This window comes from Rathayibacter sp. AY1C4, assembly GCF_002932195.1.
Lineage (GTDB): Bacteria > Actinomycetota > Actinomycetes > Actinomycetales > Microbacteriaceae > Rathayibacter.
Map to the genome: position 1 here is coordinate 58,256 of NZ_PSWE01000004.1, position 25,593 is coordinate 83,848.

The following is a 25,593-nucleotide window of genomic DNA, read 5'->3' on the forward strand; positions in this document are numbered from 1 at the left end:
AAGCCGACCGCGCCACACTCGATCCACACCATCCCCGCGAGCACCGCCACCGAGGCGAACCAGCGATCCGCGTACCAGCGGATCGCTGTAGCCGAACGCACACCGCCCTGCAGAACCCACCCCGTCGCGAAGCCGACCGCGCCACACTCGATCCACACCATCCCCGCGAGCACCGCCACCGAGGCGAACCAGCGATCCGCGTACCAGCGGATCGCTGTAGCCGAACGCCCCCCGCTCCTCAGAACGCACCCCGTCGAGAAGCCGACCGCGCCACGCCCGTCAGGGACGGGCGTGGAATCGACTACAGCACGTCGTCGCTCAGATCGATCGGGTTGCCGAAGCGGTGGTTCGTGATCGAGATCGCCTGCTCGCGGAGGAAGGGCAGCAGTTCGACGCGGCCGGCGGGGGTGACCGGGTCGGCGTAGACGGCGGTGTCGAGGGCGCCGCCGAGGGCTTCGGCGAGGGCGGTCGCGAGGGGGACGCGGGATCCGTCGGCGCGGGTGAGCGGGACCGGCTTGCCTGTGCTGCCGCGGGTCATGCCGGCGACGACGTCGGTGAAGGAGCCGGTCGAGTCGGACGATCGGCGGACGACGGCCTGCTGTCCGTGCGTCGGGCTGCCGGGGGCCTGCGGGCCCGCGTAGCCGTCGACGCGGTCGGAGACGATGTCGCCGATGATGCGGATGCGCCGGGCCGTGATGCGGCCGGCCGCGGCGCGCTCGAGCCACTGGGCGTCGGTCTCGACGACGATGCGCGGGACGAGGCCCGCCATCTCGGCGAGCTCGTCGCCGCCGAGCATCTCCTGGACCCGCGGCGGGAGCGGGAGGGACGTGGAGATGTCCATCCGGGAGCGGGTCAGCAGGCCCGCGGCGATGACGCGGAGGAGCTCTCCGAGGTCGCCGCCGTCGGCCAGGCGCAGCGCGATCGGCACGCGGAGGTAGCGGAACAGGTTCCGCTCGACGCCGACCTTCGAGATGTCGGTGACGACGCCGAACTCGGTCGCCCAGGCGAGCTGGTCGGAGAGGGCGGAGCGGCGGAGCAGGTCGAACTGCTCGAACCGGAGCGAGGACTGGGCCGCCTCGATGAACTGGCGCGCGCGGTCGTCGAGGCCGCGCAGGTGCAGCGTCGAGGAGGAGCGCGCGGGCGAGGGCTTCCAGGAGCCGAGGCCGATGAGGTGGTTGGGTCCGCCCGCCTTCGCGCCGCCGCCGACGGACGAGCGCTTCCAGCCGCCGAAGGGCTGGCGCCGGACGATGGCTCCGGTGATGCCCCGGTTGACGTAGAGGTTGCCCGCCTCGACCGAGTCGATCCAGAGGGCGAGCTCGTCGGCGTGCAGGGAGTGGAGCCCGGCCGTGAGCCCGTACTCGGTGCCGTTCTGCATCCGGACGGCGTCCTCGAGGGTCGCCGCGTGCATGATCCCGAGCACCGGGCCGAAGAACTCGGTGAGGTGGACGTAGCTGTCCTCGGTGACGCCCTCGCGGATCCCGGGCGACCAGAGCGTGCCGCTCTCGTCGAGCCGCTGCGGCTCGACGAGCCACGACTCGCCTCCGCCCAGCGTGGTGAGCGCGTGCAGGAGCTTGCCGGTGGGCTCCTCGATGAGCGGCCCCATCACCGCCGACGGGTCGTCGGGCCGGCCGACGCGGAGCGACGTGACGGCGTCGACCAGCTGGGCGCGGAAGCGCTTGGAGCGGGCGACCGAGCCGACCAGGATCACCAGGGAGGCGGCGGAGCACTTCTGGCCGGCGTGCCCGAAGGCGCTGCGGACGATGTCGGCGACGGCGAGGTCGTAGTCGGCGTGGGGAGTGACGATGATCGCGTTCTTGCCGCTGGTCTCGGCCTGCAGTGCGAGGCCGGGCCGCCAGGAGCGGAAGAGGCGGGCGGTCTCGTAGGAGCCGGTGAGCAGCACGCGGTCCACGAGGGGGTCGGTGATCAGCGCCCGTCCCAGCTCCTCCTCGTCGAGGTCGACCAGGGCGAGGAGCTCCTGCGGGACGCCCGCGTCCCAGAGCGCCTCGACGAGCACAGCCGCCGAGCGGCGGGCCTGGGGCGCCGGCTTCACCACGACTCCGGAGCCGGCGGCGAGCGCCGCGAGGATCGATCCGGCCGGGATGGCGACCGGGAAGTTCCACGGCGGAGCGACGACGGTGACCCGCGCGGGGACGAAGGTGGCCCCGGTGACGGCGTCGAGCTCGCGGGCGCGGGTGGCGTAGTAGTGGGCGAAGTCGATAGCCTCGGAGACCTCGGGGTCGGCCTCGGCGATCGTCTTGCCGGTCTCGGAGGCCATCACCTCGATCAGGCGGTCGCGGTTCGCGGCGAGGACGAGGCCGGCGCGGTCGAGCACGGCCGCTCGGTCGTAGCCCAGGCGCTCGCCCCAGCGCTCCGCGCGGCGGGACACCGCGCGCAGCACCTCCTGGAGCTCCGCCTCGGTGCTCACGCGCGCGGCGTCGGCCGTGCCCGCTCCGATGGTCGAGCCGGCGATGCGCTCGGTGATCAGGCGCGCCCAGCGGCGGTTGCCGGGGAGGGCGGGGTCGGTGTCGGGCTCGTTGTGGAAGCCCGCGGTCGCGGCGGCCGCACCGGAGCCGCGGCTGAGGCCGAGGACGGCCTGCGTCAGGCCCGCGGCGGCCGGGTCCTGCGCCCGCTCGCCGGCGCGGGCGTGCTCCTGCACGAGGCGGCGGCCGGAGCCGGAGGACCACTCCCGCAGGCGGTCCTGCGTGCGGTTCGGCGGCGGGACGGAGTCGTCGAGGGCCTCGAGCGAGGCGCGGAAGCGGCCGAGCTGCCGCTGCAGCACCTCCTCGTCGTCGAGGCGGAACGCGGCCGGCAGGAAGTTCTCGGGGCTGCTGTTCTCCTCGAGCCGGCGGATGAGGTACGAGATGGCCACGTCGAACTCGTGCGGGTGCACGACGGGCGTGTAGAGGAGGAGTCGTCCCACGTCCTCGCGGACGGCGCGCGCCTGCCCGGTCGCCATCCCGAGCAGCATCTCGATCTCGACCGCGCCGGTCACCCCGCGCTCGGTCGCCGTGAGCCACGCCCAGGCGAGGTCGAAGAGGTTGTGCCCGGCGACGCCCACGCGCACCGCGTCGACGCGCTCCGGCCGCAGCGCCCGGTCGAGCAGGCGCTTGTAGTTCGTGTCGGCCTCCACCTTGCTGCCGACGGTCGCGAGCGGCCAGTCGTGCAGGGCCGCGTCGACCCGCTCCATCGCGAGGTTCGCGCCCTTCACGACGCGCACCTTGATCGGGGCTCCGCCGCGGGCCCGGCGCTCCTGCGCCCACTCGGTCAGCTCGTCGAGCACGCGGACGGAGTCGGGCAGGTAGGCCTGCAGGACGATGCCCGCCTCGAGGTCGAGCATGCCCGGCTGCTCGAGGAGGCGTCGGAACACGGCGACCGTCAGGTCGAGGTCGCGGTACTCCTCCATGTCGAGGTTGATGAAGGTGGGGTCGGCTCCGGACGCGGCGGCCTGGTAGAGCGGGGTGAGACGCTCCACGACGCGGTCGACCTCCTCCTCGAAGGCCCACATCGACAGCTGGCTGACGACGCTCGAGACCTTGACGCTGACGTAGTCGACGTCCGGCCGCTCGAGCAGGCGGAGGGTCCCCTCGAGGCGGCGGCGGGCCTCGCGCTCGCCGAGCACGGCCTCGCCGAGGAGGTTGAGGTTGAGCCGGTCGCCGCCCTCGCGCAGCGCGGCGACGGCCGCACCGAGACGCGCCTCCGAGGCGTCGACCACGAGGTGCCCAACGAGGCGGCGGAGGACCCGGCGGGCCGCGGGCACGACCACCCAGGGCAGCACGGGGCCGACGGCGCCGCCGGTGCTGATCGCGGCGCGCAGGTAGGAGGGGAGGAAGGCGGGCGTCTTCGCGGTGAGCGCCGCGAGGTTCTCGGCCGCGACCGAGAGGTCCTCGGGCCGGGCGACGCCGTCGACGAACCCGACGGTGAAGTCGAGTCCGTTCGGGTCCTGGAGCACGCCCGCGAGCCGCTGGGCGGCGGGCTCGACCGGGAACTCGCCGCTGCGCGCGATCCAGCGGCGGACCAGGGACTCGACGCGCTCGATCATCGGGCGGTCGTCGACCTCGGGCTCGGCGGCGGCGGGCGCGGCGAGCTCCGACTCCGACGCGGCGTCGGGCCCGCGCAGGACCTCGTCCTCAGCGTCGCGCACGACCTCGTCCTCTGCATCGGGCTCGCTCACGGCCTCGTCCTGAGCGTCGCGCACGACCTCGTCCTCGTCCTGAACACCGGGCTCGCGCAGGTCCTCGTCCTCAGCGTCGGACTCCTGCTCGTCCTGAGGCTCAGCCACGTCCTCAGCGTCGGACTCCTGGTCGTCCTGAGGCTCGGCCACGTTCTCGGACGCGGACTCCGGCGCCGGCACGACCTCGGCCCCGCTCACGGAGTCGCGCGCCTCACCGGCCTCGACCTCGTCGTCCGACCCCGTGCCGCCCTCCGGCGTCCGACCACCGATCGTCGCGTCGACCCCGCTCCGCACGGCCGCCTCGTCGGGCTCGCGCTCCGGGTCGCTGCCGGGCACACCTGGGGTCGTCGACTGCTGCATCCTCCGAGGCTAAGCCCGACCCGCCGCCCGGACGCGGCGTGACGCGGTGGTCGCGCCGACTCGCCCGCGAGCCGCCCCTGTGGAGGAGCGGATCAGTGCCGGCGGTGGTCCTGGATGGTCATCCGCGGGCCGTGCCGCGGCTTCCTCGCTCCGCTGCAGCCGATCAGCCGGATGACCCGCTGCCGGTGCCCGCGCCACGGCTCGAGGAGCTCGAGCATGCCGTCGTCGTCGACCCCGAGCCGGCCCGTGAGCGCGAAGCCGACGGCCGCGGCCAGGTGGTAGTCGCCCACGCTGACCGCGTCCGGATCTCCGTGGGCGCGCATCATCACCTCGGACGCCGTCCACGGCCCGATCCCCGGCACCGACTGCAGCCGGCGGGCGACCTCGTCGCCGCCCCGCCCGAGCGCGAGGGTCCGCTCGAGGCCGGAGGCGACGAGCGCGGCGGTGAGGACGGTCCGCGAGCGCCGCGGATCCACTCCCGCGCGGTGCCAGTCCCACGAGGGCACGCGCCGCCACTGCTGCGCGCTCGGAGCCACGTGCAGAGCGACCGGCCCCGGGGCGGGCTCCCCGTGGAGGCGCACCAGCACCCGGTAGGCGCGCCACGCCTCCGTGCTCGTGACCTTCTGCTCGAGGACCGACGGCGCGAGCATCTCGAACACCAGGTTCGCGCGCGTGAGGCGCAGGCCCGCCGAGCGGCGGAGCACCTCGGCGAGCGGCGCGTGGGCCGACAGGTCGAGCCCGCTCCAGTCGTCGCCGTGGCCGAGGAGCTCGGGGACCGCGTCGATCAGCCACTCCGCTCCCCCGCCCCAGGCGCGCGCGTGGATCGCGCCGTCCGCCGCCTGCCGCAGATGCAGCGTGCCCGGGCCGAGCGGCGTGCGGAACGCCCGCCAGAAGCCGGACGCGTCGAGGAGCATGGTCGGGTCGCCCGAGCCCCGCAGCAGCGTGCGGAGGGTGAGCTCGAGGCTCACGGGCTCCGACGGCGCGTAGACCGTCGCCCAGGAGGGCTCGGGAGCAGGGGCGGGGATCGACACGCAGTGATGCTAACCGGCGGCTCCGACACCGGATCGGACGCTCCTCCGCAGAACCCCCATCCACGACGTGTTCGGAGCGACACGCCCGGCGGATTGGTTCAGACGGCGTGAACACATGCGCGGATCCGATCGCCCGTTTCCACTGGTCAGCAGGTCGGTCCCGGGCGTAGCTTCGCGCTGTCGCGGCGGCGCTCCAGCTGCCCGGCACCCGCCTAACACTGGAGATGCGCACATGTTCGACACGACCTTCATCCGCAACGCGATCGTCAAGAGCTCTGAGACCGCTCTCGACCGTCGCCGCTTCTTCGAGGCCACCGGCGTCGCCGGCCTCGGCATCGGAGCCGCGGCCCTCGCCGCGCCCACCGCCTCCGCCGAGGAGGTCGCTGCCAGCGGCCCCAGCGACGCCTCGATCCTCAACTTCGCCCTCAACCTCGAGTACCTCGAGGCCGAGTTCTACCTCCGCGCCGTCTACGGCACCGGCCTCGGCGGCTCGGACGTGACCGGCAAGGGCACGCCCGGCGGCGTCATCGGCGGCCGCCCCGTCGACTTCAAGACCCCGTGGCTGAAGAGCTTCGCCACCGAGGTCGCGAACGACGAGAAGGCCCACGTGCAGTTCCTGCGGGCCGCGCTGGGCACCGCGAAGGTGGCCCGCCCGGCGATCAACCTGAAGGACAGCTTCAACTCCGCCGCCGTTGCGGCGGGGCTGATCAAGGCGGGTCAGTCGTTCGACCCGTTCGCGAGCGAGTCGAACTTCCTGCTCGGCGCCTTCGTCTTCGAGGACGTGGGAGTGACCGCCTACAAGGGCGCCGCCCCGCTCATCCAGTCGAAGACCTACCTCGACGCGGCCGCCGGCATCCTCGCGGTGGAGGCGTACCACGCGGGCGCGATCCGCTCGGCGATCTACGCCGCCGACCTGTCCGACTCGGCGAACAAGCTCTCCGACGCGCGCGACAGCCTCGACGGCAAGACCGACCTCGACCAGGGCGTCAAGGTCAACGGCCAGGCGAACATCGTCCCGACCGACGGCAGCTCCATCGCGTTCAGCCGCACCCCGGGCCAGGTCCTCAACATCGTGTACCTGAACCCCGCGGCCGGGACGCGCACCGGCGGATTCTTCCCCCGCGGCGTCAACGGCGAGCTCGTCACGACCTAGTCCCACCAGCACCGAGCACGACGACGGGCCCTTCCTCGAGGCGGCGAGGAGGGGCCCGTCGTCGTCCGCGTGCACATCCGTTCACCGGGTCCTCTAACCTGAGCGAGTGAAGATCGGGATCCTGACCTCCGGTGGCGACTGCCCCGGCCTCAACGCCGTCATCCGCGGTGCCGTCTACAAGGGCATCAAGGTCTACGACCAGGAGTTCGTGGGCTTCCGGAACGGCTGGCGCGGAGTGGTCGACGGCGACCTCCTGCCCCTGGGCCGCCCCGAGATCCAGGGCATCGCCAAGCAGGGCGGCACGATCATCGGCACCAGCCGGACGAACCCCTTCGAGGGCGAGAACGGCGGCCCCGAGAAGATCGCCGAGATGATGGACCGCAACGGCATCGACTCGATCATCGCGATCGGCGGCGAGGGCACCCTGGCGGCGGCCAAGCGCCTCACGGACGCGGGCCTCAAGATCGTCGGCGTCCCGAAGACCATCGACAACGACCTCGGCGCCACCGACTACACCTTCGGCTTCGACACCGCCGTCGGCATCGCGACCGACGCGATGGACCGCCTCCGCACCACCGGCGACTCGCACGGCCGCTGCATGGTCGCCGAGGTCATGGGCCGCCACGTCGGCTGGATCGCCCTGCACTCCGGCATGGCCGCGGGCGCCCACGTCATCCTCATCCCGGAGAAGCGCACCTCCCTAAACCAGATCGTCGAGTGGGTGCAGAGCGCGCAGGACCGCGGGCGCGCACCGCTCGTCGTGGTCGCCGAGGGCTTCTCGCTCGACACGATGGACGACGCCCACTCCGAGCGCGGCCTCGACGCCTTCGGCCGGCCCCGCCTCGGCGGCATCGGCGAGCTGCTGGCTCCGCTCATCGAGGAGCGCACCGGCATCGAGACCCGCGCCACGACGCTCGGCCACATCCAGCGCGGAGGCACGCCCACCGCGTTCGACCGCGTCCTCGCGACCCGCCTGGGCATGGCCGCCATCGACTCCGTCGTCGCCGAGCACTGGGGCCGCATGGTCGCCCTGCGCGGCACCGACATCTACCACGTGGACTTCGCCGAGGCGCTTGGCACCCTCAAGACGGTCCCGGACGCCCGCTACGAGGAGGCGCGCACCCTCTTCGGGTAGCGCGCGCTCCCCGCGGAGCGGGTCAGCCCTTCGCGCCGTCCGGCGTCGCCGTGGCGACGATCTGCGCCCGCGCGAGGGTGTGGAAGTGCGCGTTGAAGCCGAGGATCGCCGGCGTCGACTCCGGATCGAGGTCGAGCGACTCGACGTCGAGGGCGTGCACCACGAAGAAGTAGCGGTGCTCGCGGTCCGGCGGCGCCGCTCCGACGAACTGGCGCAGCCGCATCTCGTTGGGCAGCGTCTGCGCGCCCGCCGGGAGCAGCTCGAAGCCGGCGGCTCCGGCTCCCGTGGGGAGCTCCGTGGTGTCGGCCGGGAGGTTGTAGACGGCCCAGTGCCAGAAGCCGGAGCCGGTGGGCGCGTCGGGGTCGAACACCGTCACGGCGAAGCTCTTCGTCTCGGCGGGGGCTCCCGACCAGCGCAGGTGCGGCGAGACGTCCTCCCCGCCGGAGCCCTCGCCGTAGTGGCGGGCGGACAGGGGCGCACCGTCGGCGATGTCGTCGCTCTCGAGCGCGAAGGTCGGCACCTCGCCGAGGCGGGCGTAGGGGTCGTAGGTCCAGTCGGACATCCGGTTTCTCCGTTCGGGAAGGGCGGGCGGGGGCCCGCGCCCTCAGCCTAGGAACCCGGCGGTGCGCGCCGAAGGGCTTGCGGAGGGGGTCAGGACCCGAGATAGCGCCCGGGCCGGTGGTTGAACGCCAGGACCAGGTTGAGCACCACCACTCCCGCCGCCGAGATCAGCACGTTCAGCGGAGGCACCACCAGCAGCGCGGCCGCGACCACGCACGCGTCGAGCGCCATCATCACGTAGCCCGCCCGCCAGCCGAGCCGCTCCTGCGCGATCAGGGCGACGATGCTGAATCCGCCCAGGCTCGACCCGTGCCGGAAGAGGATCAGGAGGCCGATCCCCGCGAGCACGTCGCCCGTGAGGACGCCGTAGACGGGCTCGATCCGCAGCTCGCCGAACGCCAGCGGGTGCAGGCCCGCCAGGACCGAGACCAGCACGATCGAGAACATGGTCCGCAGCGTGAAGCGCCAGCCCTTCTTCCACAGCGAGAGGGCGAGGAACGGCACGTTGACCGTGACGAGGATCACGCCGAACGGGATGTCGAGCGGGTACCCCAGCAGCAGTGCGAGACCCGCGGTGCCGCCCGTGACCGCCTGGCTCGCGCGCAGCAGGTAGAGGCCGAGCGACACGACGAACGCACCGGTGACGAGACCGAAGACGTCCTCGAGGCGGGAGTGCGGCACGGGGGCGGAGGCGTCGGGCACCCGACGATGCTGCCACACGCCGCGCCCCGGTCCGGACGTCCTCGTAGGATGTGCCGGTGCTGCCGAAGATCCTGCTGTTCTACCGCTTCGTGCCGCTGGCCGACCCCGAGTCCGTGCGGCTGTGGCAGCGCGAGCTGTGCGAGTCGCTGGGCCTGCGCGGGCGCCTGCTGATCTCGGAGCACGGGGTGAACGGCACGCTGGGCGGCGGGATGGACGCCCTGAAGCGCTACGTCCGCCGCACCCGTGAGCACTCGGCCTTCCACGGGCTCGAGGTGAAGTGGAGCGACGGCTCCGGCCTCGACGACGACGGCCGCAGCCTCGACTTCCCCGGTCTCTCGGTGAAGGTGCGCGACGAGATCGTCTCGTTCGGCGCGCCCGACGAGCTGCGGGTCGACGCCGACGGGGTCGTCGGGACGGCGCCGCGGCTCGACCCGGACCAGCTGGACGCCCTCGTCGCCGAGCGCGACGACGTGGTGCTCTTCGACGGCCGCAACGCCTTCGAAGCCGAGATCGGCAGGTTCGAGGGGGCGATCGTGCCGGGGGTCTCCAGCACCCGCGAGTTCGTCGAGCAGCTCGACGCCGGCGTCTACGACCACCTCAAGGGCCGGCCCGTGGTCACGTACTGCACCGGCGGCATCCGCTGCGAGGTGCTGTCGAGCCTGATGACGGCGCGCGGCTTCGGCGAGGTGTACCAGCTCGACGGAGGCGTCGTCCGCTACGCCGAGGCGCGGCGCGACCGCGGTCTGTGGAAGGGGGCCCTGTACGTCTTCGACGGCCGCGGCTCCGTCTCCTTCTCCCCCGACGCCGAGGCGCTCGGCCGCTGCACCTCGTGCGCCGCGCCGACCAGCCGGATGCGCAACTGCACCGATCTCTCCTGCCGCGCCCAGCTCGTGGTCTGCGCCGACTGCGATGCGGCGGCCTGCGCCGCGCACGCGGGCCCTACGCTCGTGCCATGAGCATCGAAGCGCGCGGACGCACCCTCGTCGACCTCCACACCGCCCCCGAGCTGCTGCAGGTGGTGAACGTCTGGGACGTGATCAGCGCGACCACGATCGCCGCACTCCCGGAGACCCGGGCGCTCGCGACCGCCAGCCACTCCATCGCGGCGGCGTTCGGCTACGAGGACGGCGAGCGGATCCCGCTGGAGCTGCACCTGGGCATGATCGAGCGCATCGTCGCCGCCGTCGAGGTCCCGGTCTCGGCCGACCTCGAGGCGGGCTACGGCGACACGGGCGAGACGGTCCGCCGCGCGATCGGGATCGGCGTCGTGGGCGCGAACCTCGAGGACCAGGCGAAGCCGCTCCCGGAGGCGCTGCGGGCGGTCGAGAAGGCCGTCGCCGCGGCCGAGGAGGAGGCGGTGCCCTTCGCTCTCAATGCCCGCACGGACGTGCTCCTCCGCGCCGGCGACCGCGACCGCGGCGAGGTCCTGGCCGACGCGATCGAGCGCGGCCGCGCCTACCTCGACGCCGGCGCCACCTGCTTCTTCGTCCCCGGGCTGCTCCAGGACGCCGAGCTGGAGTCCCTCGTCGCCGCCCTCGGGCGGCAGCGCGTCAGCGTCATCGGCGTCCCCGGATCGCAGTCGCCCGCCCGCTTCGAGGAGCTCGGGCTGGCCCGCGTCTCCTACGGTCCGTGGACGCAGCGCGTCGCCCTGACGGCGCTCCAGGACGCGGCCTCCGCCCTCTACTCCGGCGGATCGCTCCCCGAGGGCACCCGGCCCCTGAACTGACCGCCCGGCCGCGGGCCCGCGGGCGTAGCGTGGGCCCATGTACCGAGCCATCGTCGTCGAGCGGCACTCCGACTCCGACACCGACACCCCCAACCGAGCCCGCCTCCTCGAGCGCGACGACCCCGACCGCTCGCACGGCGACGTGTCGATCGCCGTCGAGTACTCGAGCGTCAACTACAAGGACGCCCTGGCGCTGGCGGGGCGGCCCGGGATCGTGCGCCGCACCCCGCTCGTCGCCGGCATCGACCTGGTCGGCACCGTGGAGTACGCGGACGGCGAGGCGGGCGAGCGCTTCGACTCCGGCGACCGGGTGGTGCTCAACGGCGCCGGCCTCGGCGAGCGCCACGACGGCGGGCTCGCCGAGCGGGCGCGTGTCGACTCCGCGTCGCTGCTCCGGCTGCCCGGCGCCATCTCGGCGGCACGGGCCGGAGCGATCGGCACCGCGGGCTTCACGGCGATGCTGGCCGTGCTGGCGCTCGAGCGGCACGGCGTGCGGCCGGGCAGCGGTCCCGTCCTGGTGACGGGGGCCTCGGGAGGCGTGGGGTCGCTCGCCGTCGCGCTCCTGACGCGCCTGGGCCACGAGGTCGTCGCCTCGACCGGCCGGCTCGGCGAGCACGGCGCTCTGCTCCAGCGCCTCGGCGCCTCCGACGTCATCGACCGCGCCGAGCTGCAGGAGGGCGGGAAGCCGCTGCAGTCCGAGCGCTGGGCGGGAGCGGTGGACTCCGCCGGCTCGCACACGCTCGCGAACGCCCTCGCGCAGACGCGGTGGGGCGGCACCGTGGCGGCGTGCGGTCTCGCGCAGGGCCCGGACCTGCCGGTGAGCGTGATGCCGTTCATCCTGCGCGGAGTGACGCTGGCCGGCATCAACTCGGTGGAGGCGCCGCGCAAGCTCCGCGAGGAGGCCTGGCGCCGCCTCGCCCACGACCTCGACCTGGAGCTGCTCGACGAGCTGACGACGACGGTGCCGCTCGGCGGGGCGGTCGACGCGGCCGAGGACGTGCTCGCAGGCCGCTCGCACGGTCGGACGCTGGTGGACGTCCGCGCCTGAGGGCACGGCGTCGGCGGAGGGCGTCCGCCCGCCTCGAGCGTCGAGGAGGGGGCGCCTCGGCCGGCGCTGCGGGGCTGCTGCTCGTGCGGCGGTGCGCTACTCCGCGGCCTCGGTGGCGCCGCTCGGCTCGGCCGACGCGTGACCGACGGAGGAGTCGGGGCGCGCGGCGCGGGGTTTCGCCGGCGTGCGGGGCTTCGGCGCGGGCTTCGCGGCCGGCCCCGGCTTCGCGGGGGCGGGCTCGGCGGACTCGGATCCGGCGGGCTTCGGCTCGGCGGGCTTCGATCCCGCGGACTTTTTCTCGGCGGGCTTCGGCTCCGCGGGCTTCGGCTCGGCGGGCTTCGGCTCGGCGGGCTTCACCGGAGCTGCGGAGTCGATCGGCTCGGAGCCGATGACGTCCACGGGCGCGGAAGCCCCGGACTCGGCCGGCGTGCTCGCGGCGGTCCGAGCACTCGTTTTCGGAGCGCCCTTCGGCGTGGCCTTCGGGCTCTTCGGAGCGGCCCCCGCTGCTGACTCCGTCGGAGCCGCGACGTCCTCCGCGGCGCCGTCCGCCTCCGGAGCCGCGGTCGCCGCGCTCCCGCCGCTCGCAGCCTCCCGGCCCTCGACCACCGTCACCGGACCGGCCGCCTCCGCGGCCACGGCCGCGGCCTCCGCCGCCTTCGCCTTCTTCTTCGCGCGCTTCTCCGCGGCGGCCGCCTGTGCCCGCTCCGCCTGCTCGGCGACCTCGGGGACGATCACGAGGTCGTCGGTCTCGATCACGGGGATCGCCGCGGTCGTCGTCCCCAGCTGGAGGGCCGCGATCAGCTCGGGAGCGTGCTTGGTGCTCACGATCAGGCGGGAGTAGTCCTCGTCGACCAGGTCGATCACGACGGCCGAGGCAGTGCGCTTGATCAGCAGGAAGTCCTTGCCGCCGTGGAACTTCCACGTGCCGGCTGCGAGCGTGAGCGGCACCGCGGTGCCCGGCGCGCGGATGCCCCGGACCCAGATCCAGGGGTCCTCGGTGACCGTCGCCGAGCGGATGCTCGACCGGTCGACGACGACGTCGCTGCGGTGGAACGCGAGCAGTCGCTCGGCCGCGGTGAGGCGGAGTTCGAGGCGGTCGGGGAGCACGGTCACGACGGGCATGCCTCTAGTCTGCCCCGCCGCCCGCCGCCGGGTCAGCGCCGGATCGCACAACGATGCCCCGCCGCTCGCGTGGGTGGCAGCATGGTCGGATGCCGATGGATCCGGACGAGGCGCGCCTCCTCGACGCGCTGCTGGCCGAGCGGCAGGCCGAGACGCGCGACGAGGCGGCCCGGCTCGAGGCCTCGCTGGCCGAGCTCCTGCGCGACCGTGCCGACGGCACCGCCGATGACGAGCACGACCCGGAGGGCACGCCGCTCTCGGCCGAGTGGTCGCGGATGGCCGGAGTCCGCGACGCTCTCGCCCGCACGGCGCGCGAGCTCGACGCCGCTCGCACCCGCCTCGGCACCGGCGGCTACGGGGACTGCGCCTCGTGCGGCCGCCCGATCGGAGCCGCCCGCCTCGCCGCCCGGCCCACGGCCGAGCTCTGCATCGACTGCGCCCGGCTAGCGGAGTCGCGCATCCGCTGACGCCCCGCGAGGCGAGCCTGCGGCATGCCCTCCGTCTGAAGGCCCCCACAGATCCCGGCGTGCGGAAACCCGGTTTCTCCTGCGAGCATTCACATCCGGTCGCGTCCCTCGAACAGGTCTGACGGACCACCCCTCCCTCCCTGCTCGAAAGGCACTCCTGCGATGACCGAGACGTCGACCGCCCGATCGACCGGCGCCCCTCCCGCCCCCGACAAGCGCGCCTGGCGCTCGCTGATCGTCCTGCTCGCGGGCATGTTCATCGCCCTGCTCGACACGACCATCGTGAACGTGGCGCTTCCCACCATCCGCACCACGCTCGACGCCTCCGAGTCGACGCTCTCCTGGATCATCTCCGGCTACGCCCTCGCGTTCGGCCTCGCCCTGATCCCTGCCGGCCGCCTCGGCGACCGCTTCGGGCACAAGTGGGTCTTCGTCAGCGGCATCGCCCTCTTCACCGTCGCCAGCTTCGCGTGCGGACTGGCCGCGGACGACACCCAGCTCGTCGTCGCCCGCATCGTGCAGGGCCTGGCGGGCGGCGTCTTCGTCCCGGCGGTCAACGCCTACATCCAGCTCCTCTTCCGCGGTCCCTCGCGCGGCAAGGCCTTCGCGGTGATGGGCGCGGTCCTCGGCGTCTCGTCGGCGCTCGGCCCGATCATCGGCGGCCTGATCATCCAGGCCTTCGGCGACGAGAACGGCTGGCGCCTGGTCTTCTGGGTGAACCTGCCCATCGGCGTCGCGACCCTGATCGCCGCCGCGGTCCTCCTCCCCGCCCGCCGCGACCTCGAGGCCGGCGACCGCGCCCCGAGCGGAGGCGTCGACTGGCTCGGCCTCGTCCTCGTCTCCGGCGGCCTGGTCGCCCTGCTCGTCCCGCTCATCCAGGGCGAGGACGAGGGCTGGCCGCTGTGGACCTTCCTCTCGATCGCCGGCGGAGTCCTGCTCCTCGCCGCGTTCGGCGCCTGGGAGGTCCTCCACGTCCGCCGCGGACGCGCTCCCCTGGTGCCGCCGACGCTGTTCCGCCACCCGGCCTTCACCGGAGGCGTGATCCTCGCGCTGGTCTACTTCGCGGCCTTCACGAGCATCTTCTTCACCATCTCGCTGCTCTGGCAGTCGGGCCTCGGCCACACCGCGCTCGAGTCGGGCCTGGTGTCGATCCCCTTCGCGATCGGCAGCATCATCAGCTCCTCGCAGAGCAACCGGATGACGGCGCGCCTGGGGCGCAACGTCCTGGTGATGGGCAGCGGACTGCTCGCCGTCGGGCTCGGCTGGGTCTGGCTGGTGCTGCTGACCGCGACCCCGGACTCGATCAGCAACTGGCAGCTCCTGCCGCCGCTGCTGATCGCGGGCCTCGGCAACGGCTTCTTCATCGCCCCGAACGTGCAGTTCATCGTCTCGACCGTCGACCCGCAGGACGCGGGCGCGGCGAGCGGCGTGATCTCGGCGATCCAGCGCATCGGCTCGGCCGTGGGCATCGCGGTCATCGGCAGCGTGCTGTTCGGGAGCCTCGTCATCACGGGTCCGGACACGGTCGCCTCTGGCTTCCTCGACGCCGCGGCTCCCGCGATGCTCCTGAGCACCCTGATGGCGGTCGCCGCTTTCGCGCTGGTGTTCGTGCTGCCGAAGTCGGTCTCGCGCCGGGGCTGAGGGCCCCTGCCCGGTCGCCGCACGCCGGCGGCCGGGCGCGCGGGACGTCCGCCGCCCGGAGATCCGGTGCGGCGGGCCCCCCGCCTGATCCGCGGGTGGCCCGGGAGCCTACGCCCGAGCGGCCGCTGCGGCCTTCGCCGCCGCCGGCAGCGCGTCCACGATGCGCCCGATCGCCGCGTCGTCGTGCGCGGCCGAGACGAACCAGGCCTCGTACACCGACGGCGGCAGCGAGACGCCCGCGTCGAGCATCGCGTGGAAGAACGCCGGGTAGCGGAACGACTCCTGCGCCTGGACCTCGGCGTAGTCGCGCACCGGCCGGCCCAGGTCCGTGAACATGAAGCTGAAGAGGCTCCCGGCCGTCTGCACCGTGTGCGCGACGCCCTCGGCCGTCAGCGCCGCCGACACCTCGCGCTGGAGCGTCAGCGCCGTGGCGTCCAGCGAGGCGTAGACCGCGTCGTCGGCCAGCTGCAGCGTCCGGATGCCCGCGGCCACCGCGACCGGGTTCCCGGAGAGGGTGCCCGCCTGGTACACCGGCCCGAGCGGCGCCAGGTGATCCATGACGTCCGCACGGCCGCCGAGAGCCGCGACCGGCATCCCTCCGCCGATGACCTTGCCGAAGGTGTAGAGGTCGGCCCGGTACGGAGCCTCGGCGCCGCGGTTCTCGAGCCCCCACCAGCCGCCGGCGCTCACGCGGAAGCCGGTGAGCACCTCGTCCATGATCAGCAGCGAGCCGTTCGCGTGCACGAGGTCGGCGAGGGCCGCGTTGAAGCCCGGGTCCGGAGCGACGACGCCCATGTTGGCGGCCGCGGCCTCGGTGATGACCGCCGCGATGTCGGCGCCGCGCTCGGCCAGGACCGCGCGCACCGCCTCGAGGTCGTTGTACGGCAGCACGATCGTCTGGGCCGCGGTCGCGGCCGTGACGCCGGCGGAGGCGGGCAGCGAGAGGGTCGCGAGACCGGAGCCGGCATCGGCGAGCAGTCCGTCGGAGTGGCCGTGGTAGTGGCCGGAGAACTTGATCAGCAGGTCGCGGCCGGTGACGCCGCGGGCGAGGCGGATCGCCGTCATCGTCGCCTCGGTGCCGGTGGAGACCAGGCGGAGCTTCTCGATCGGCGAGACTCCCCCGGCCGTGATCCGCGCCTCGACCAGCTCGGCGAGGTCGGTCTCGGCGGGAGTGGACGCGCCGAACGAGAGACCGCGGGCGGCCGCCTCCTGCACCGCCGCGACGACCTCGGGGTGCGCGTGCCCGAGGACCGCGGGGCCCCAGGAGCAGACGAGGTCGACGTACTCGTGCCCGTCCGCGTCCGTGATGTACGGGCCGGCGGCCGAGACCATGAAGCGCGGGGTCCCGCCGACCGAGCGGAACGCTCTGACGGGCGAGTTGACGCCTCCGGGGATCGCGTGCCGGGCACGCTCGTACAGGGTGTCGTTCGCCGAGGTGGTCACCCCTCCAGGGTACGCGCGCCGCCCGGCGCCCTCGCGCCGGAGAGGCGCTTTCGGACGAGATGCCGAGGCTCGCTCCCGGGAGGAGGAGCGGCTACTTCAGCAGGTCGCGAGCGATCTCGACGGCCCAGTACGTGAGAACCGCGTCGGCCCCCGCGCGGAGGATCCCCGTGACCGACTCCAGGATCGCCGGCTCGCGCGAGATCCAGCCGTTCGCGGCGGCGGCCTCGATCATCGCGTACTCCCCCGACACCTGGTACGCCCAGACCGGCACGTCCGAGACGGATGCGACGTCCGAGAGCACGTCGAGATAGCTCATGGCGGGCTTCACCATCACCACGTCGGCACCCTCGGCGAGGTCGAGGGTCGCCTCGCGCAGGCCCTCGCGGCGGTTCGCCGGGTCCTGCTGGTAGGTGCGGCGATCGCCCTCGAGCGTGGACTGCACGGCCTCGCGGAACGGACCGTAGAAGCTGGAGGCGTACTTCGCCGAGTACGCGAGGATCGCGGTGTCCAGGTGCCCGGCGCCGTCGAGAGCGGCGCGGATCGCTCCGACCTGGCCGTCCATCATCCCCGAGAGCCCGAGCAGGTGGGAGCCGGCCTCGGCCTGGGCGAGCGCCATCTCCTCGTAGCGGAGGAGCGTGGCGTCGTTGTCGACGCGCCCGCGGTCGTCGAGCACGCCGCAGTGGCCGTGGTCGGTGAACTCGTCCAGGCACAGGTCGCTCTGCACGACCAGCGCGTCGCCGACCTCCTCCACGACGACCCGCGTCGCGGCGTTGAGCACGCCGTCGGGGTCGGTCGCACCGGAGCCGACCGCGTCGCGCGTGGTGGGCACGCCGAACAGCATCACGCCGCCGATCCCCGCCTCGGCCGCCTCCGTCACCGCTCCGCGGACGCTGTCCAGCGAGTGGTGCATCACCCCCGGCATCGACCCGATCGGCCGGGCCTCGGTGGTCCCCTCGGCCACGAAGAGGGGCAGGATCAGCTGCGCCGGGTGGATGCGCGTCTCCTGGACGAGACGGCGGAGTGCGGGGGTCGTGCGGAGGCGGCGCGGGCGGATGGCAGTCATGTCCTCCAGCGTAATCCCGCCCCGCCGAGCACCTCCCGGGAGCGCGAACGCCTCACCCCGTGGAGGTGCTCCGGACGCACGACATCAGCCGAGAGGCGGATCCCTGGCCTGCGGGGCGAGGCCCGCCCCTCCCGGCCGACGTCGCGCCGGGGAGGCGGCTCAGCGGGGAGCGCGCTCCGTGGCGACGGCGGCGACCGCGTCGATGAGGGAGGAGGCCGAGCGCTCGTCGGCGACGACGTCGACGCGCAGGCCGAAGGCGCGGGCGTCCTTCGCGGTCTGCGGGCCGATCGCGGCGACGAGGATCGACTCGGGCACCGGGCCGAGCTGCTTCTGGACCTGCTCCGCCACGCTGCCCGAGGTGACGAGGATCGCGTGCACGGCTCCGCCGGCGACATCCGCCACGACGCGCTCCTCCACCGGGACGCCGACCGTACGGTAGGCGACCACGGAGCGCACGTCGTGCCCGATGCGGGTGAGGCCCTCGGTGAGCAGCGGCTTGGCGATCTCGGACCGCAGCGTCAGCACGCGCAAGGGGTGCCGACCGCCGGTCGCCTCCTCCCACTCGGCCAGGAGGCCGCGGGCGGAGTTGTCCTCGGAGGGGACGAGGTCCACGGAGTAGCCGGCGGCGACGAGCGCGGCCGCCGTGGTCTCGCCGACCGCCGCCACCTTGGTGCTGGCGGGCACGGTGGTGCGCAGGAGGGAGAGGACATCGACCGTGGTGGCGCTCGTGACGGTCATCCAGTCGAAGGCGCCGGCCTCGAGGTCGGCGAGGGCCTGCTCGAGCGCCGGGAAGTCGTCGGTCGGCGCGAAGTTGATCATCGGAGCGACGACGGGCGAGGCTCCCTTGGCACGGAGAGCGGCGGCGACACCGTCCCCCCACGGGCCTCCGCGGGGGACGAGGATGCGCCACCCCTGCAACGGCTTCTCCCACTGGGAGTAGGCGGCGGGGACGATCACGAAGGGGCTCCCAGGGGTGCGAGTTCGGCGGCACCCGCACCGAGAAGCGCGTCAGCGAGCAGAGAGCCGCAACGGAACGCGGCTTCGACGACGGGCAGTTCGCGACCACCATACTGCGGATCCGCCCGGTGTCGACCACCGCCGACCGAACCGTTACCGACCGGCTCCGCGACCTCCCGTGCGAGGGACGCCGTGCCGTCGACGGCGAAGACCACGCCGTGCAGGACCACGCGGTCCTCCTCGACGACCGCGGAGGCTCCGATCGGAGCGGCGCACCCGGCCTCGAGGGAGGCGAGGAGCGACCGCTCGGCCGTGATCGCCGCGCGGGTCGGCACGTGCTCGACCGCCGCGAGAGCGGCACGCAACTCCTCCGACGGCTCCTCGTCGCGCACCTCGATGGCCAGCGCTCCCTGACCGGGGGCGTGCGGGGAGACGTCGAAGCCGAGCACCTCGGTGATCGCGTCGACCCGGCCGAGGCGGCGCAGGCCGGACAGGGCGAGCACGATCGCGTCCAGCGGCGAGTCGCTGCCGGGCAGCACCCTCCGGAGCCGGGTGTCGATGTTGCCGCGGATGTCCACGATCTCGAGGTCCGGACGGGCGGCCAGCAGCGCCGCGCGCCGACGGGGCGAGCCCGTGCCCACGCGGGCTCCGACCGGCAGGGTCGCCAGGGTGAGCCCGTCGCGGGCGCAGAGCGCGTCGCGCGGGTCCTCCCGCTCGGGGACCGCTCCGAGCAGCAGGCCCTCCACCGCAGCGGTGGGCAGGTCCTTCAGCGAGTGCACGATCGCATCGCAGCGCCCGGCGAGCAGCGCGTCGCGCAGGGCGCTGACGAACACGCCGGTGCCGCCGAGGGAGGCGAGCGAGCCGCGCATGCGGTCGCCGTCCGACTCGATGCGCACCAGCTCCACGGGGACCCCCGCGGCGGCCGACATCAGATCGGCCGTCATCCGGGTCTGCGCCACCGCGAGCGCGCTCGCGCGGGTGCCGACTCTGATGCTCACGACAGACGACTCCTCATCACGGTGCGACTCCCGCCAGGGCGGGCTTGAACCCCGCTCGCACGTTCTCGCAGCAGCCGGGGCGGCAGACGTCGTACCAGGGGCCGAGCGCCGTCATCGAGAGCCGGTCCTCCGTCGGCACGCCGTTGACGCGCTCGAGGACCAGGTCGATCAGGCCGGAGACGTAGACCGGGTCCGTGCCGGGGGTCGCGACGCGGAGCGCGACGAGTCCGTGCTCCTCCGAGGTCTCGAGGGCCTCGTTGTCGAGGTCCCACATGACCTCCATGTGGTCGGACACGAAGCCGAGCGGGACGATCAGCAGCGCGCGGCGGCCGCGGGCCGGCAGCTCCGCGATGGCGTCGTTGATGTCCGGCTCGAGCCAGGGCTGGGTGGGCGGGCCGGAGCGCGACTGGTAGACCAGCTGCCAGGGCACGTCCTCGTCCGTGGCGGCGGCCATGACGACCTCGGCGACGGCGAGGTGCTGCGCCTCGTAGGCGCCGCCCGGTCCGAACTCGTGCACGTCGACGACGGTGCCGTCGTCGTGGCGCTCGTGGGGTCCGCTGCGCTCGGCGTCGGCCATGGGGATCGAGTGCGTCGAGAACAGCACCTCCACCTCGGACGTGACATCGAGGTCGGGCATCCGCTCGCGCAGCTCGTCGAGCCCGTCGTGGACGGCCTTGATGAACGGCATCACGAAGCCGGGGTGGTCGAAGAACTGGCGCACCTTGTCGATCCGCAGCTCGCCCTCGAGGCCGGTCGCGTCGAGCGCCGCCGCGTAGTCCTCGCGGTACTGCCTGCAGGACGAGAAGGAGGAGTACGCGCTGGTGGCGATGGCGAGCAGGTTGGTGAACCCGCGCTCCTTCGCCTCGGCGACGGCCTCGCTCATGTAGGGCGCCCAGTTGCGGTTGCCCCAGAGCACGGGGAGGTCGATGCCGCGGTTCGCGAGCTCGGCCTCGAGCGCCTTCTTCAACGCGCGGTTCTGCGCGTTGATCGGGCTGACGCCGCCGAAGTGGCGGTAGTGGTGGGCGACCTCCTCGAGGCGCTCCTCCGGGATGCCGCGGCCGCGGGTGACGTTGCGGAGGAACGGGATGACGTCGTCCTGGCCCTCGGGCCCGCCGAAGCCGGCGAGGAGGATCGCGTCGTAGGCCACGGGGACCTCGACGTGCTCGGGGCCGGACGCCGCCGCAGGGGTGGCCCCGCGGACGAGGATCGGCTCGCTGGTCGTGTCGCTCATCGAAGCACCTCGGCGATCTGGTCGGCGTCGATGCGCCGGCCTGTGTAGAAGGGGACTTCCTCGCGCACGTGGCGGCGGGCCTCGGTGGCGCGCAGGTCGCGCATGAGGTCGACGAGGTTGACGAGCTCCTCGTCCTCGAGGGCGAGGATCCACTCGTAGTCGCCGAGCGAGAACGAGGCGACCGTGTTGGTCAGGACGGAGCGGAACCGCGAGCCCTGGCGCCCGTGCTGGGCGAGCATCGCGCGGCGCTCCTCCTCGGGGAGGATGTACCACTCGTAGGAGCGGACGAAGGGGTAGACCGTGAGCCAGCGGGCCGGCGCCTTCCCGCGCATGTAGGCGGGGAGGTGGTTCGAGCTGAACTCAGCGTCGCGGTGCACGCCCATCGCGTTCCACGTCGGCAGGAGGCCGACCAGCAGCTCCGTGCGCCGCAGCTCGCGGTAGGCCCGCTGCAGCTCCTCGGGCGCCGGGCCCGTGAGCCACAGCATGATGTCGGCGTCGGCGCGCAAGGCCGAGACGTCGTAGGTGCCGCGGACGGTCACGCCCTCGCCCTCGAGCTGGGCGACGAGGTGCTCGTACTGCTTCACCGCGGGATCCACGGCGTCGCTGGAGAGGGTGAACGGACGTGCGGGATCCCTGCGGAGAACCGCCCAGAGCGTGTACCCCAGGGCCTGATCGGAGTGATCCTGATCGGCGGGGGGCTGCGGCGCCGGAGCGGCGGCGCTCGTGTCGGGGGCGGACTGAACGGGACCCGCCGTGCCGGCGGTCTGATCGGTCATTGATCCATCATCCCTCCGCTCGTGCCGATGCACAAAAGCGGCGGGGGCTCTGGCGCCGGAGGGCCCGGGACGCTAGCGCCCCCGGCCCTCCGGCGCTCAGTCCTCGATGATCTGCTTCGCGACGCCCCAGACGACGAGGCCCACGGCGGCGGCGGCGCCGACCGCTCCGGCGATCAGCGCGGAGGGGTTCTGGCGGCGCACGACCTGGAGCTTGCGCTCGATCGTCCGCTGGGCGGTACGCACCTTGCGCGGCACGTTGACCTTGTACTCGATGGCGTCGAGGGTCGCGGCGAGCTCGGAGCGAGCGCGCTCGATGTCGGCCTTCAGCTGGCCGGGCTTCAGCTCCGCCGGGTCGACGAAGCGGGGCGTGGTGCTGCTGACGGATCGCTCAGTTGTCATAGCTGCCCACTCCCTTGAACGCCTGGACGTCCTTCTTGATGCTGTCGATCGAGTCCTGCGGCACCGGCGGCACGGCCTTCTTGATGGTGCGCACGCCGACGAGGGCGAGGATCACGGCCACCAGGAGGAAGAAGACCGTCACGATCAGCGCCGACAGCCAGTCCGGCAGCCAGGAGGCGATGCCGATGATCGCGAAGGCGACCAGCGTCGCCCACGCGGTCAGGAGGAGGAAGGCCGCGACCGCGAACAGGCCGACGGCCAGACCCGCGCTCTTCGCCTTGCCCGCCAGCTCGTTCTTCAGCGAGGCGACCTCGGCCTTGACGAGCTCGATCACGAGGCCGGGCAGGTCGCTGACCAGCTCTCCCAGTGATCGGGCGTTCTTGGGATTGCGTTCGTTCACCACGGGAGCTCCTCGAGGGTGGGACGTGCCGGCCGGCGCGCGCCTGGCACGGCCGGAGGGATGAGCACTAGGCCCTGCTGGTGGAGGTGGACGTCGTCGACCCGCCGGAGCCGGCCGACGCCGCGGCCTCGTCGACCTTCGAGGCCGCCTTGCGGGCGGCGGCCGACGCCTCCGCGTCGCTCGCTCCCTGGGCCTTCCTGCCGCCGGACACGGCCTTGACGACCACCGAGCGCACGACCTCGTACGCCTTGTCCGAGACGCTGCTCAGCTGGGTCTTCGCGGCACCGCCGACGGCGCCCGCGACGTCCTGCACCGGCTGGGTCCGCCAGAAGCGGCCTGCCGCCGAGGCGATCTGCTCGTACCGCTTGCGGCCGGCGCGTGCTCCCAGCACGTACCCGGCTGCGGCTCCTGCCACGAAAAGAATCTTGCCCTTCACGCCTACTCCTCGTCCTGGGTCGCTCTCGCGATCGTCCACGCGGTCGGTGACCACTCGTGCCGGGGCACGCCGCGCGCTCGCGCGGATGCCTGGGCCTAAGAGTAGCCGTCGGCGTCGTGGGCGTCGCTCGGCAGCCCGACTCCTTGACGCACCAGTCGGCGCCGGATAAGGGCGGCCGTCTCGGCGGCGTGCGGGAGCACCGAGGCGAGGCCCGTGCCCGCGATCCAGGTGCCGGTCACGGCGACTCCCTCGATCGGGAGGAGCGCCTCGCGGAACGCCTCCAGGTGCGCGCGGCGGCCGAGCGCCGCGGCGGGCCGGACGTTGGCCCAGCGCACCCGGGCGGAGTCGACGAGCGACGCCGGATCGAGGGCGAGTCCGAGCAGCGTCGAGGCGTCGAGCAGGGCGATCGCCGCCGCCTCGGCATCGGTGCGCCCCTCGAGCGGCGGGCGCTCGCCCGGGCGCCCGTAGGAGAGGCGCAGCACGTGGCGCCCGGGAGGGAGGGAGGCGGCCAGCCAGTCCCACTTCGCGGTCGCGTGCGTGATCGCCTTGGCCGTGACGTCGGTGGCGGTGGGCGCCACGAGCACACCGGAGCCGCGGGGGGCTGCGTCCAGGCGGGCGTCGTCGAGGACGAGGGTCACCAGCTCGACGGAGTCGTGGGGCGCCTCGTCGGCGCGCTCCGCGACGGCGGGGGCGAGGCCGGCCAGCAGCGCCCGGGCGTCGCGCTCCGGCGTCGAGACGATCACCGCTCGGGCGCTCAGAGTGCCGTCGGCGAGGGTCAGGACGAAGTCCCCGTCGGAGCCCTCGAGCCGCTGCACGGAGGCGCCGGTGCGGATCTCGCCGGAGAGGTAGTCGATCCGCTGGACCAGCGCGGCGACCAGGCGGTGCATCCCGCCCTCGAGCCCGCGGACCGCGACTCCGGCCGGGAGGTTCGCGCGGAGGGCGGCCACTGCCCGGGCGAGGGAGCCCGCGCGGGTGAGCGCGCCGTTCAGTCCGGGTGCGGCGAGGTCGACGTCGATGTCGTCCGGCCGGCTCGAGTAGACGCCGGAGACGACCGGCGCGACCAGGTCCTCGAGCACGCGCTCGCCCATCCGGGTGCGCACCAGCTCGGCGAGGGAGTGGGCGCGGCCGATGCGCAGCACCGGCATCAGGGTGTCGAGCCAGGCGCGCCAGGCGCCGCGGCGGCCGATTGCCCGCACGACGTCGGGGGCGAGCGGCGTGCCGGGGATGCCGAGGATGCCGGCCCGGGGCGACGGCACGGAGCGGCCGCCCGAGAGGTGCAGCCACGAGCCGTGCGTCCGCGGCTCGACGATCGACTCGGCGAGCGGGACGCCGTCGAGGGTCAGCGCGGCGAGCGCCCGCTCGACGTGGCCGCCCCGGGTGGCGAAGCTCTCGGCGCCCGCGTCGAGCAAAGCGCCGGCCAGCGCGAGCGGGGAGACCGAGCCCCCGACCCGCTCCCCCGCCTCGAGCACCACGACGCGCAGGCCGATGCGCAGGCACTCCGCGGCGGCGGCGAGCCCCGCCACTCCGCCGCCGACGACGGCGACGTCGTACGACGCCGCGTCGCGGGGGCGCTCCTCGCTCACGGCCGCCAGGCGTGCACGAACGCGACGAGGCGCGTGAGCACGTCGGGGTCGGTCTCGGGCGGTACGCCGTGGCCGAGGTTGAGCACGTGCGCGGGGGCGCTCAGGCCCCGGCGGAGCACGTCGTCGACGTGGGCCTCGAGGACCTCCCACGGCGCGGTCAGCAGCGCCGGGTCGACGTTGCCCTGCACCGGCACGAAGCCGCCGAGGCGGTGGTTGGCCTCGTCGAGCGGGATCCGGTAGTCGACGCCCACCACGTCGGCGCCGATGCCGTGCATCGCTCCGAGCAGCTCGCCGGTGCCGACGCCGAAGTGCACGATCGGGACGTTGCGGCGCGTCTCCCCGTGGTCGAACGCCAGGTCGCGCACGTGGACGAGGGCGCGCGCGGAGGCGGGAGCGACGTGGGTCGTGTAGTCCGAGAGCGAGAGCGCCCCGGCCCAGGAGTCGAAGAGCTGCGCGGCGCTGGCCCCGGCGAGCACCTGCGCGCGGAGGAAGCGGCCGGTGACCTCGGCGGTCCACTCCATCAGCTGGGCCCAGGCGGCGGGGTCGGCGTGCATCATCGTCCGCGCGCGCAGGTGGTCCTTGGACGGGCCGCCCTCCACCAGGTAGGCGGCCAGGGTGAAGGGAGCGCCGGCGAAGCCGATGAGCGGGGTGTCGCCGAGGCCCGCGACGGTGCGGCGCACGCCCTCGCGGATGGGCTCGAGTGTCTCGTCGAGCACGGACGGGTCGATCGAGGCGAGCTCGGCGACGTCGGCGGCCGTGCGCACCGGCTTCTCGAGCACCGGACCGCGCCCGGGGACGATGTCGACGCCGACGCCCGCGAGCCGCAGCGGGATCACGATGTCGCTGAAGAAGATGGCCGCGTCCACTCCGTGGCGCCGCACCGGCTGCAGGGTGATCTCGCTCGCCAGCGCCGGGTCGAGGCAGGCGTCGAGCATCTTCGTGTCGGTGCGCAGGGCCCGGTACTCCGGGAGGCTGCGGCCGGCCTGGCGCATGAACCAGACGGGCGTCCTCTCGCCCCGCTCGGAGCGGTAGGCGCGCAGGAGCAGCGAGTCGGCCGTGCGGCCGGCGGAGAGGGGGTGCAGCGGATCGAGCAGGCCGTCGGTGGGGGAGGTCACCGCGGCATTATTCCAGGCGCATCCGTGCATTCCTCCCCAGTCCGGGACCCCGCCCCGCAGAGCGCGGGTAGACTG

Annotated in this window: 23 protein-coding genes; 7 read left to right on the forward strand and 16 right to left on the reverse strand. The window is 73.7% G+C overall.

What is annotated here, in order from left to right:
- Window positions 1-301: 301 nt before the first annotated feature.
- Together C5C99_RS03070 and C5C99_RS03080 are read right to left on the reverse strand one after the other, a co-directional pair.
- On the reverse strand, window positions 302-4,039 hold the full coding sequence (locus tag C5C99_RS03070) for a bifunctional proline dehydrogenase/L-glutamate gamma-semialdehyde dehydrogenase (protein ID WP_104339603.1): 3,738 nt from the start codon (window positions 4,037-4,039) through the stop codon (window positions 302-304).
- Window positions 4,040-4,623: 584 nt separating this feature from the next.
- On the reverse strand, window positions 4,624-5,562 hold the full coding sequence (locus tag C5C99_RS03080; RefSeq protein ID WP_258063610.1) for a DNA-3-methyladenine glycosylase: 939 nt from the start codon (window positions 5,560-5,562) through the stop codon (window positions 4,624-4,626).
- 232 nt (window positions 5,563-5,794) lie between these two features.
- Here C5C99_RS03080 and C5C99_RS03085 point away from each other — a divergent pair, with 232 nt between their 5' ends.
- Together C5C99_RS03085 and C5C99_RS03090 are read left to right on the forward strand one after the other, a co-directional pair.
- Window positions 5,795-6,715 (forward strand): ferritin-like domain-containing protein, encoded by a 921-nt coding sequence (locus C5C99_RS03085; RefSeq protein WP_104222865.1) that lies wholly within the window; start codon window positions 5,795-5,797, stop codon window positions 6,713-6,715.
- Between the two features lie 106 nt (window positions 6,716-6,821).
- Window positions 6,822-7,850, forward strand: a complete 1,029-nt coding sequence (locus C5C99_RS03090; RefSeq protein WP_104226151.1) for a 6-phosphofructokinase — start codon at window positions 6,822-6,824, stop codon at window positions 7,848-7,850.
- A gap of 22 nt (window positions 7,851-7,872) precedes the next feature.
- Here C5C99_RS03090 and C5C99_RS03095 read toward each other — a convergent pair whose 3' ends face one another.
- The gene (locus C5C99_RS03095) at window positions 7,873-8,412 is read right to left on the reverse strand and encodes a YbhB/YbcL family Raf kinase inhibitor-like protein (RefSeq protein WP_104222867.1); all 540 of its coding nucleotides are present in this window, start codon (window positions 8,410-8,412) and stop codon (window positions 7,873-7,875) included.
- A gap of 89 nt (window positions 8,413-8,501) precedes the next feature.
- The gene (locus C5C99_RS03100) at window positions 8,502-9,113 is read right to left on the reverse strand and encodes a YitT family protein (protein WP_244230588.1); all 612 of its coding nucleotides are present in this window, start codon (window positions 9,111-9,113) and stop codon (window positions 8,502-8,504) included.
- 56 nt (window positions 9,114-9,169) lie between these two features.
- Between C5C99_RS03100 and C5C99_RS03105 the strand changes: the two genes are divergently transcribed.
- Genes C5C99_RS03105 through C5C99_RS03115 form a run of 3 tightly spaced genes read left to right on the forward strand, consistent with a single transcriptional unit; the run spans window position 9,170 to window position 11,887 of the window.
- On the forward strand, window positions 9,170-10,069 hold the full coding sequence (locus C5C99_RS03105) for a rhodanese-related sulfurtransferase (protein WP_104226150.1): 900 nt from the start codon (window positions 9,170-9,172) through the stop codon (window positions 10,067-10,069).
- Entirely contained in the window at window positions 10,066-10,839 is a 774-nt protein-coding gene (locus C5C99_RS03110; protein ID WP_104226149.1) for an isocitrate lyase/phosphoenolpyruvate mutase family protein, read from the forward strand. Before C5C99_RS03105 ends, C5C99_RS03110 begins: the two co-directional genes overlap by 4 nt.
- A gap of 37 nt (window positions 10,840-10,876) precedes the next feature.
- The gene (locus tag C5C99_RS03115) at window positions 10,877-11,887 is read left to right on the forward strand and encodes an MDR family oxidoreductase (RefSeq protein ID WP_104335492.1); all 1,011 of its coding nucleotides are present in this window, start codon (window positions 10,877-10,879) and stop codon (window positions 11,885-11,887) included.
- A 96-nt stretch (window positions 11,888-11,983) separates the two neighbouring features.
- Here C5C99_RS03115 and C5C99_RS17610 read toward each other — a convergent pair whose 3' ends face one another.
- Complete coding sequence (locus C5C99_RS17610) at window positions 11,984-13,009, reverse strand: hypothetical protein (RefSeq protein WP_308471037.1); 1,026 nt, start codon at window positions 13,007-13,009, stop codon at window positions 11,984-11,986.
- Window positions 13,010-13,098: 89 nt separating this feature from the next.
- On the opposite strand from C5C99_RS17610, the gene C5C99_RS03125 reads away from it, so the two are divergent.
- Together C5C99_RS03125 and C5C99_RS03130 are read left to right on the forward strand one after the other, a co-directional pair.
- Window positions 13,099-13,476, forward strand: a complete 378-nt coding sequence (locus C5C99_RS03125) for a TraR/DksA family transcriptional regulator (RefSeq protein WP_258059381.1) — start codon at window positions 13,099-13,101, stop codon at window positions 13,474-13,476.
- Between the two features lie 162 nt (window positions 13,477-13,638).
- Window positions 13,639-15,117, forward strand: a complete 1,479-nt coding sequence (locus tag C5C99_RS03130; RefSeq protein ID WP_104335491.1) for an MFS transporter — start codon at window positions 13,639-13,641, stop codon at window positions 15,115-15,117.
- A 108-nt stretch (window positions 15,118-15,225) separates the two neighbouring features.
- Here C5C99_RS03130 and hemL read toward each other — a convergent pair whose 3' ends face one another.
- From hemL to hemE, 11 genes are all read right to left on the reverse strand, one after another.
- A complete protein-coding gene (hemL, locus tag C5C99_RS03135) occupies window positions 15,226-16,560 on the reverse strand; it encodes a glutamate-1-semialdehyde 2,1-aminomutase (protein WP_104226146.1) in 1,335 nt (444 codons plus the stop codon).
- A gap of 91 nt (window positions 16,561-16,651) precedes the next feature.
- Complete coding sequence (gene hemB / locus C5C99_RS03140; RefSeq protein WP_104226145.1) at window positions 16,652-17,623, reverse strand: porphobilinogen synthase; 972 nt, start codon at window positions 17,621-17,623, stop codon at window positions 16,652-16,654.
- Window positions 17,624-17,782: 159 nt separating this feature from the next.
- Window positions 17,783-18,577, reverse strand: a complete 795-nt coding sequence (locus C5C99_RS03145) for a uroporphyrinogen-III synthase (RefSeq protein ID WP_104222950.1) — start codon at window positions 18,575-18,577, stop codon at window positions 17,783-17,785.
- Window positions 18,577-19,578, reverse strand: a complete 1,002-nt coding sequence (gene hemC / locus C5C99_RS03150) for a hydroxymethylbilane synthase (protein ID WP_104317689.1) — start codon at window positions 19,576-19,578, stop codon at window positions 18,577-18,579. The genes C5C99_RS03145 and hemC overlap by 1 nt, the downstream gene beginning before the upstream one ends.
- A 16-nt stretch (window positions 19,579-19,594) precedes the next feature.
- Window positions 19,595-20,809: a ferrochelatase gene (locus C5C99_RS03155; protein WP_104335490.1), complete on the reverse strand. Its 1,215-nt coding sequence runs from the start codon at window positions 20,807-20,809 to the stop codon at window positions 19,595-19,597.
- The gene (gene hemQ / locus C5C99_RS03160) at window positions 20,806-21,585 is read right to left on the reverse strand and encodes a hydrogen peroxide-dependent heme synthase (RefSeq protein ID WP_104233087.1); all 780 of its coding nucleotides are present in this window, start codon (window positions 21,583-21,585) and stop codon (window positions 20,806-20,808) included. The genes C5C99_RS03155 and hemQ overlap by 4 nt, the downstream gene beginning before the upstream one ends.
- Window positions 21,586-21,681: 96 nt before the next feature.
- A complete protein-coding gene (locus tag C5C99_RS03165) occupies window positions 21,682-21,984 on the reverse strand; it encodes a DUF3618 domain-containing protein (RefSeq protein ID WP_104222879.1) in 303 nt (100 codons plus the stop codon).
- Window positions 21,974-22,384 (reverse strand): phage holin family protein, encoded by a 411-nt coding sequence (locus tag C5C99_RS03170; RefSeq protein WP_258063431.1) that lies wholly within the window; start codon window positions 22,382-22,384, stop codon window positions 21,974-21,976. Before C5C99_RS03170 ends, C5C99_RS03165 begins: the two co-directional genes overlap by 11 nt.
- A 67-nt stretch (window positions 22,385-22,451) precedes the next feature.
- Window positions 22,452-22,799 (reverse strand): YtxH domain-containing protein, encoded by a 348-nt coding sequence (locus tag C5C99_RS03175; RefSeq protein ID WP_146076886.1) that lies wholly within the window; start codon window positions 22,797-22,799, stop codon window positions 22,452-22,454.
- Window positions 22,800-22,915: 116 nt separating this feature from the next.
- Complete coding sequence (locus C5C99_RS03180) at window positions 22,916-24,403, reverse strand: NAD(P)/FAD-dependent oxidoreductase (RefSeq protein ID WP_258063611.1); 1,488 nt, start codon at window positions 24,401-24,403, stop codon at window positions 22,916-22,918.
- Window positions 24,400-25,548 carry a uroporphyrinogen decarboxylase gene (gene hemE / locus C5C99_RS03185; protein ID WP_104255341.1) on the reverse strand — a complete coding sequence of 383 codons (1,149 nt, stop codon included), beginning with the start codon at window positions 25,546-25,548 and terminating at the stop codon, window positions 24,400-24,402. The genes C5C99_RS03180 and hemE overlap by 4 nt, the downstream gene beginning before the upstream one ends.
- Window positions 25,549-25,593: the final 45 nt, after the last annotated feature.

Excerpts from the sequence above, each read along its gene's own strand:
- C5C99_RS03155 (WP_104335490.1), bottom strand. The coding sequence starts at position 20,809 with ATGAGCGACACGACCAGCGAGCCGATCCTCGTCCGCGGGGCCACCCCT.
- C5C99_RS03125 (WP_258059381.1), top strand. The coding sequence starts at position 13,099 with ATGCCGATGGATCCGGACGAGGCGCGCCTCCTCGACGCGCTGCTGGCC.
- C5C99_RS03165 (WP_104222879.1), bottom strand. The coding sequence starts at position 21,984 with ATGACAACTGAGCGATCCGTCAGCAGCACCACGCCCCGCTTCGTCGAC.
- C5C99_RS03095 (WP_104222867.1), bottom strand. The coding sequence starts at position 8,412 with ATGTCCGACTGGACCTACGACCCCTACGCCCGCCTCGGCGAGGTGCCG.
- C5C99_RS03130 (WP_104335491.1), top strand. The coding sequence starts at position 13,639 with ATGACCGAGACGTCGACCGCCCGATCGACCGGCGCCCCTCCCGCCCCC.
- C5C99_RS03115 (WP_104335492.1), top strand. The coding sequence starts at position 10,877 with ATGTACCGAGCCATCGTCGTCGAGCGGCACTCCGACTCCGACACCGAC.
- C5C99_RS03070 (WP_104339603.1), bottom strand. The coding sequence starts at position 4,039 with ATGATCGAGCGCGTCGAGTCCCTGGTCCGCCGCTGGATCGCGCGCAGC.
- hemB (WP_104226145.1), bottom strand. The coding sequence starts at position 17,623 with ATGACTGCCATCCGCCCGCGCCGCCTCCGCACGACCCCCGCACTCCGC.
- hemE (WP_104255341.1), bottom strand. The coding sequence starts at position 25,548 with ATGCACGGATGCGCCTGGAATAATGCCGCGGTGACCTCCCCCACCGAC.
- hemQ (WP_104233087.1), bottom strand. The coding sequence starts at position 21,585 with ATGACCGATCAGACCGCCGGCACGGCGGGTCCCGTTCAGTCCGCCCCC.
- C5C99_RS17610 (WP_308471037.1), bottom strand. The coding sequence starts at position 13,009 with ATGCCCGTCGTGACCGTGCTCCCCGACCGCCTCGAACTCCGCCTCACC.
- C5C99_RS03110 (WP_104226149.1), top strand. The coding sequence starts at position 10,066 with ATGAGCATCGAAGCGCGCGGACGCACCCTCGTCGACCTCCACACCGCC.
- C5C99_RS03085 (WP_104222865.1), top strand. The coding sequence starts at position 5,795 with ATGTTCGACACGACCTTCATCCGCAACGCGATCGTCAAGAGCTCTGAG.